8 protein-coding genes are annotated in these 6,652 nt (G+C 59.4%); 4 read left to right on the forward strand and 4 right to left on the reverse strand.

Translation table 11 applies throughout. The annotated features are described in order from the left end of the window. The first annotated feature begins 317 nt into the window (after positions 1-317). On the forward strand, positions 318-638 hold the full coding sequence (locus tag D8U82_RS12375; RefSeq protein WP_016773114.1) for a hypothetical protein: 321 nt from the start codon (positions 318-320) through the stop codon (positions 636-638). Here the strand turns inward: D8U82_RS12375 and D8U82_RS12380 are convergent. Further along, on the reverse strand, positions 635-2,464 hold the full coding sequence (locus tag D8U82_RS12380) for a hypothetical protein (protein ID WP_130887012.1): 1,830 nt from the start codon (positions 2,462-2,464) through the stop codon (positions 635-637). The two genes, D8U82_RS12375 and D8U82_RS12380, sit on opposite strands and share 4 nt — an antisense overlap. 160 nt (positions 2,465-2,624) lie before the next feature. Between D8U82_RS12380 and D8U82_RS12385 the strand changes: the two genes are divergently transcribed. The 3 genes from D8U82_RS12385 to D8U82_RS12395 all read left to right on the forward strand — a co-directional run bounded on the left by D8U82_RS12385 (position 2,625) and on the right by D8U82_RS12395 (position 4,288). Then, a complete protein-coding gene (locus tag D8U82_RS12385) occupies positions 2,625-3,113 on the forward strand; it encodes a TIGR00645 family protein (protein ID WP_016773116.1) in 489 nt (162 codons plus the stop codon). 131 nt (positions 3,114-3,244) lie between these two features. Continuing rightward, positions 3,245-3,550: a DUF6482 family protein gene (locus D8U82_RS12390; RefSeq protein WP_110603155.1), complete on the forward strand. Its 306-nt coding sequence runs from the start codon at positions 3,245-3,247 to the stop codon at positions 3,548-3,550. A gap of 120 nt (positions 3,551-3,670) precedes the next feature. Next, positions 3,671-4,288 (forward strand): FKBP-type peptidyl-prolyl cis-trans isomerase, encoded by a 618-nt coding sequence (locus tag D8U82_RS12395; protein ID WP_125925971.1) that lies wholly within the window; start codon positions 3,671-3,673, stop codon positions 4,286-4,288. Between the two features lie 130 nt (positions 4,289-4,418). On the opposite strand, the gene D8U82_RS12405 is transcribed toward D8U82_RS12395, so the two are convergent. The 3 genes from D8U82_RS12405 to D8U82_RS12415 form a co-directional block, all read right to left on the reverse strand. Beyond that, a complete protein-coding gene (locus D8U82_RS12405; RefSeq protein ID WP_016773118.1) occupies positions 4,419-4,676 on the reverse strand; it encodes a hypothetical protein in 258 nt (85 codons plus the stop codon). A gap of 204 nt (positions 4,677-4,880) precedes the next feature. Next, positions 4,881-5,222 carry a zinc ribbon domain-containing protein YjdM gene (locus D8U82_RS12410; RefSeq protein WP_016773119.1) on the reverse strand — a complete coding sequence of 114 codons (342 nt, stop codon included), beginning with the start codon at positions 5,220-5,222 and terminating at the stop codon, positions 4,881-4,883. Between the two features lie 196 nt (positions 5,223-5,418). Beyond that, a complete protein-coding gene (locus D8U82_RS12415) occupies positions 5,419-6,387 on the reverse strand; it encodes a polyprenyl synthetase family protein (protein ID WP_016773120.1) in 969 nt (322 codons plus the stop codon). Positions 6,388-6,652: the final 265 nt, after the last annotated feature.

A 6,652-nucleotide genomic window follows, 5' to 3' on the forward strand; every position in this document is an offset into this window, starting at 1 on the left:
ATTCCAGACCCTGTGGGAGCGAGCCTGCTCGCGAAAGCGCTGTATCAGTCGACGAATGAGTTGGCTGGTCCATCGTCTTCGCGAGCAGGCTCGCTCCCACAGTGCTTTTCCAGATTGATCTCTGCGGGGATCTTCGGGGAATGTGCCACTACTCTGACGCCAATATTCACACAATGACCATTCGGCGCCTTCTGGTTCCATTTGGCTTGCGCGGGACACTTTTCTTCTATTCTCAGGTCAAGGATATCGACAGTATCACTGGATCGAGCCAGTCCTCCCGTGGGGGCTGAATACCGGCTTTACCGAGGGTCGCCGCCATGTCGCGCAACCTCTGTCTCACCCGTCAATGCCTGGGTCTGGTGACCCGGATCGAATGCGCCGTCAAGCCGCTGGCCGGCGACAACGGCATGTGGACGCTGCTCTTCGCGGCCGGCATGGCCGGCGAACAACCTTCCGCGATCAAAGCCCAGGGCCCGTTTCACGGCCCGGTGGCGGCCGAGTCGATTCTCGACACCATCGTTGAAAGCCTGACCTTGCATGGTTACGAACTGGCCGATGATCCGCAGATCTGGAGCTTGCATCTGCAAGCGCAGTTGCGGCAGATCAACGGCGGTCGTGGGCGCAGCCTCAACGGTTAAGGCGCTGTCTGGTCCACCGGCGCCTTGTCGAGCTTGACCTCAAAGCCGTATTGCACGGTGGCGAGGTCGGTGCGCTGATAGGTCTCCACGCGAGTCGGGCGACCATAAAAGTAGTGCACGCCGAGTAGCGCGGGGCCTTCGGTGCTGGCGTCGTGGCTGACCGAAAGAATCTGCTTGAGGTAATGGCCACTGTCGTCCTTGACGAAGAAACGCCATTCGTTGGCCGGGAAGGTTTTCAGGTCGACTACCAGCGTGTTGTCCTTGATCGCCAGGCCTTTGGGCAATGACTGCGCGTCGTAGGATTGCTTGGCCACCGTGGCCAGAAACAACGGCATCGAGCCCACGGCAATCGCCGGGGTTTCCGGAAACAGATTCAGATCATAAGTTATCGTCGCTTGCAGCGGATCGACCTGATACGCCTCGGGCGGCAGTTCGATCGGCTCGTCGAGTTTGCCGCCGCGCTTTTCCGTGAAGAAGGTCACGGGACTGACGCCGGGGTTGAGTTCGTCGCCAAGCAATTCGTCATTGAAGGTGCGTCGGTGGGAAAACTCGATACGCGCCGCGCTCGGCTCTTCCACCGATTGATGAATGCGCACGCCGGCCTTCAATTGTTCCTCGGTCAGGTCCGCGCCTTTGAGCCAGTTGGCGGCGAGATCGTCATACACCACAACTGGCAGATCCAGCGGCTGCACGGTTTTGGCCGTGGTGTGCGGGTTGAAGGTGCGCACCGGCAGGTCCAGGGATTTGCGCGTCACCGTTGCCGAGGAGAAGTCGAGCACGCTGACTTCCAGTGTGTCGATCGGGCCGTGGAAATACACCTTGTTGTAGCGGCGCGGGTGGTCTTTCTCGAAGGCTTGCTGGTCGTCGCTGAGCTGTTTTTCCAGGGTGTCGCTCCAGCTCTTCTGCTTCTGTAACTGCGTCAGTTGCTTCTGGTAGAACGCGACCTGCTCCGGGCTTTCGTTGATCGAACCGGCGCGCACCAGGTATTGGCCGCTGGCGTCGCGGGCCTGGACGATCAGCGGATTGATCCGGATTTCGGCGACTTCCGCTGCCAGCGGCAGGCTGTTGCTGACTTCGACCTCGGCATAGTTCTTTTCCAGCTTGAGCAGTTTGACGCTGAGGTTGTCGTTGCTGCGGGTCTGGCCGACGTCTTTCTGCGTCAGGTCAAAGCTGTACAGGCGACGCGGCGCGATGACCTCGACCTGGCCTTGCAGGCTGACCGGTTGCGGCAGGCTTTTCTTGTCGACGTTCAGGCCATCGATGAACGGGTAGGTCACCGTCAGGTCATCGGGGTTGGTCACGTTGGAGCTGGACGGGCTGAGCTGAATGCCCGGATCGGTTTCCGACCATTCCGGCTGCCAGGCGATCACGCGTTTGTTGCTCAGCGTCACCGAGTGCCATTCGATGCCGTGCGGAAACAGGAACCCGCCGGGAATGTTCAGGTTGAACGGGAATACCGGTTGCAGATCGGTCAGGTAATCCGAGCTGGCGTCCTTGTGCAGCACGAACAGGCCGTTGATGAAGGTATCGACCAGCGCTTGCGGGGTAGGGTAGTGCTTGAGCACGGCGAGGGCGTCGGCGCCATATTCGGTGTGCGGCGCGATGTCGTCGAGCTTGAGCCTGGCCCGTTCGAGCAACAGCAGCGAACCGCCGAGTTCGGTGATGGCGTCCTTGAGCTTGGGATCGCTGATCGTGTCCAGTGACTGTTCGAAGGTGGCGGTCTTTTCGTCGAGGTTGGCGACTTGTTTTTCATCGCCGGGCGAGCAACCGCCGATGAGCAAGGCGAGGCAGATTCCGGCAGTCGTCAAGGCTGATCGCACATCCATTTCCACGCGTCCTGTCCACTGTCATTGGGCTGTCAATGCTTTGGACACTAGCAGAAAAACTTTGTCACACACACGCAGGTGGCGGATTTTCCGGCGGTTTCTGGCTGTCACAGCGGGCTGTTATACTCGCCGCCATTTCCAGCCCCTTGTGTGAGAGTCAATGGAACGCTTTATCGAAAATGCAATGTACGCCACCCGCTGGCTGCTGGCGCCGATCTACATCGGCCTGTCCCTCGGTCTGCTGGCGCTGGCATTGAAGTTCTTCCAGGAAATCATCCATATCCTGCCCAACGTCTTCGCCATGGCTGAATCGGATCTGATTCTGGTGCTGCTGTCGCTGATCGACATGGCGCTGGTGGGCGGTCTGCTGGTGATGGTGATGATTTCCGGCTACGAGAACTTCGTCTCGCAACTGGACATCGACGAAGGCAAAGAGAAGCTCAGCTGGCTGGGCACCATGGACTCGTCGTCGCTGAAGATGAAAGTCGCGGCGTCGATCGTGGCGATTTCTTCGATCCACCTGCTGCGCATCTTCATGGATGCCAAGAACGTCGATCCTGAGCATCTGATGTGGTACGTGATCATTCACATGACTTTTGTGGTGTCCGCGTTTGCCATGGGTTACCTGGACAAGGTCACCAAGCACTGATCAGCCGATCAAGGCAAAAAAACCGCCCGTCTGTTGCGAAACAGACGGGCGGTTTCGTTTGTGGCTTGTGCTTTCAAGCGCAGCGGCCTATGCCTGTAACGGTGCGATTCGCCACGGTGTGAGGTGCTTCCATGAACCTGCAAGAGTTGAACGCGTTTGCTGTTGCCAAAAAGGTCGACGAGTTGAACCTGATCTCCATGGAAGGAGGCATTTACCTGTTGGAAGCGAGGATGCATGGGACGGCGTATCCGTTGAGCGATCTCAAGGGCAATATGCTGACGCTGCGCTCAGTGGAGCACGCGCGGGATCTGCTGCATGCCTTCCCGGTTCTGCCATTCAACCTTGTGCACACCTCAGTCCATGACGAAATGTGCGGGCTGGTCGCTGACCTCGATGAAAGCCTGAAAGTGCCGCTCGCCTGGCGCTCGGCCCTGTAGCCTCGGCCCCAAGTCCGGGGTATCTGTGCTAGTCTGCTCGCCCTTTTGGTTCCGGGCGCGCCGGGACGCGCTGTGCACGCACGGCAAGTCCTGTGGCCGTCCGCACAGCGGAGCAGTGTCATGTCCGAAGTAAATCTGTCCACCGACGAAACCCGCGTCAGCTACGGTATCGGCCGTCAACTCGGCGACCAGCTGCGCGATAACCCGCCACCGGGTGTCAGCCTGGACGCGATCCTGGCCGGTCTGACCGACGCTTTCGCCGGCAAGCCAAGCCGTGTTGGCCAGGAAGAAATGTCCGCCAGCTTCAAAGTGATCCGCGAGATCATGCAAGCTGAAGCAGCTGCCAAGGCTGAAGCTGCGGCTGGCGAAGGCCTGGCCTTCCTCGCCGAAAACGCCAAGCGTGACGGCATCACCACCCTGGCTTCCGGCCTGCAATTCGAAGTGCTGACTCAGGGCAAAGGCGCCAAGCCGACCCGTGAAGACCAAGTGCGTACGCACTACCACGGCACGCTGATCGACGGCACTGTGTTCGACAGCTCCTACGAGCGCGGCCAGCCTGCAGAATTCCCGGTTGGCGGCGTGATCGCTGGCTGGACCGAAGCCCTGCAACTGATGAATGCCGGCAGCAAATGGCGCCTGTACGTGCCGAGCGAACTGGCTTACGGCGCACAAGGCGTGGGCAGCATCCCGCCGCACAGCGTTCTGGTATTCGACGTCGAGCTGCTCGACGTTCTGTAATACCGAGCCTGCTTGATGGCAGGCCAATGTAGGAGTGAGCCTGCTCGCGAACGCGGTGTGTCAGTTGTTGATTGGCTATCTGACACACCGCTATCGCGAGCAGGCTCACTCCTACAGTTTTGACCGCGTTTCATATTTCGATCTTGTTGTGCAGCTCATTGGTCGGGCGCAACGCCCGGGCATAGCAGAACAGGAACAGATTGCGCACCAGCTCCTTGAGTACCAGCGGCTCGCTGGAATTGAGGCTGCTGACGTCCAGATCGCCTTGATCCTGCAGCTCATGCAGCGCTTCTTCTTCAAGCACCGCGCAGACTTCGCCGGTTTCCCGATGGAGAATTCTGAGGTAAGGGTGTGGGCGATCCAGCCAGGCGTCGATCAAATAAGTCATGGGTCTCATCTCCTTGAAAGGTTTCAATGAGAATAATTCTTATTCACCAAATAGCAAGTGCCTATTGGCGGATCGTGGATTTTTCCGGGTAAAAATTGTGTCAGGTCAAAATGGCTGGCTGATGGCCATGCGCGGATTCATTGAGCCGAAGCGGGGAGGGCAAAGCTCCATCCCACGGCTGGCGCAGGATGGATGACGCAAGGCTCAGACTTTTCTGACGAACTCGGATTTGAGCTTCATCGGGCCGATGCCGTCGATCTTGCAGTCGATGTCGTGGTCGCCATCGCACAGGCGGATGTTCTTGACCTTGGTGCCGACCTTGACCACCAGCGATGTGCCCTTGACCTTGAGGTCCTTGATCACGGTGATGGTGTCGCCGTCCTGCAGGACGTTGCCGACCGAATCTTTCTTCACGGCATCATCAGCCGCCACTTCGGCTTCGCCGCTGGCAGACCACTCGTGGGCGCACTCGGGGCAGACCAGTTGGGTGCCGTCTTCGTAGGTGTATTCGGAATTGCATTTCGGGCAGGGTGGCAACGTGCTCACTAAGGTTCCTTGGGTATCAGGAGGACTAAAGGGCGCACATTGTATAGGGTTTTACGCGGAGGAGGGCATAGCGCAGAAACTAGTGTGGGAGCGACGGTGCGACGATTCGACCTGCTCGCGAAAGCGCTGTGTCAGTCAACATTGAGTCGATTGGCAGATTGCTTTCGCGAGCAGGCTCGCTCCCACAGGGGATGAATCAGTGCGTGCGGGCGACCGCGAACTCGCTCAGTTCCACCAGCGCATCGCGGTATTCGCTGGCCGGCAGCGCCTCGAGGCACTTGATCGCGCGGGCCACGTAATCGCGGGCCAGTTGCGCGGTGTACTCCAGCGAGCCGGACGCTTCGACGGCGATGCGGATGCTTTCCAGGTCTTCGATCCCGCCTTTCTGGATCGCCTGACGCACCAGTGCCGCCTGTTCGGCCGTACCTTCGCGCATGGTGTAGATCAGCGGCAGGGTTGGCTTGCCTTCGGCCAGATCGTCGCCGACGTTCTTGCCCAGGGTTTCTGCGTCGCCTTTATAGTCGAGCAGGTCATCAACCAGCTGGAACGCCACACCCAGGTGATCGCCGAACGTGCGCAGGGCTTCGCTCTGCTCGGCGGTCGCGCCAGCCAGGGCGGCGGCGCTGTGGGTAGAGGCTTCGAAGAGCATCGCGGTCTTGCCGCGGATGACTTCCATGTAGGTTTCTTCGCTGGTGCTGGCGTCACGCACCTTGGACAGCTGCAACACTTCACCTTCAGCGATGATGCGTGTGGCCTGGGAGAGAATCTTCATCACCGGCATCGAGCCCAGTTCGACCATCATTTCGAACGAGCGCGAATACAGGAAGTCGCCGACCAGCACGCTCGGGGCATTGCCCCACATGGCGTTGGCGGTCGAGCGGCCACGGCGCATGCCGGACATGTCGACGACGTCGTCATGCAGCAGGGTCGCGGTGTGCAGGAATTCGATGGTGGCGGCCAGCAGGCGCATGTCGTCGCCTTCGCGACCCAGGGCCTTGCCACACAGCAACACTAATAAAGGACGCAGGCGTTTGCCGCCGGCCGACGTGATGTAATCGCCGATTTTCGATACCAGCGGCACTCGAGACGTCAGCTGCTTCTTGATGATGCCGTCGACGGCGCTAAAATCGTCCGCCACCGCGCGGTAGAAAGCTTGGGGTTGCATCAGCGAGAGTCGCTCCAGAAGGGTTGCGCGGCATGCTAGGACCCCCACCCAGACCTGTCAAGGCACGATCAGGCACTGTGAAAGCTGCTGCGCTCGGCAATCCTGCGTCAAAAACAGGCTCGGAATGCTCATTTACAACCCGTAAACTCCGCTTCCTCGCCTGTTTTTTCCTTGTCTTGCCTTCGCTCGCGACGCTTTCACAGTGCCTGTCGGCCACTTGCGCGAGGCAGATTGCTTGCGTACAATCGCGCACCCTGAACTTCCT

Origin of the sequence: Pseudomonas sp. Sample_23, assembly GCF_004307595.1 — a bacterium.
In the GTDB taxonomy this organism is placed as follows: domain Bacteria; phylum Pseudomonadota; class Gammaproteobacteria; order Pseudomonadales; family Pseudomonadaceae; genus Aquipseudomonas; species Aquipseudomonas atacamensis.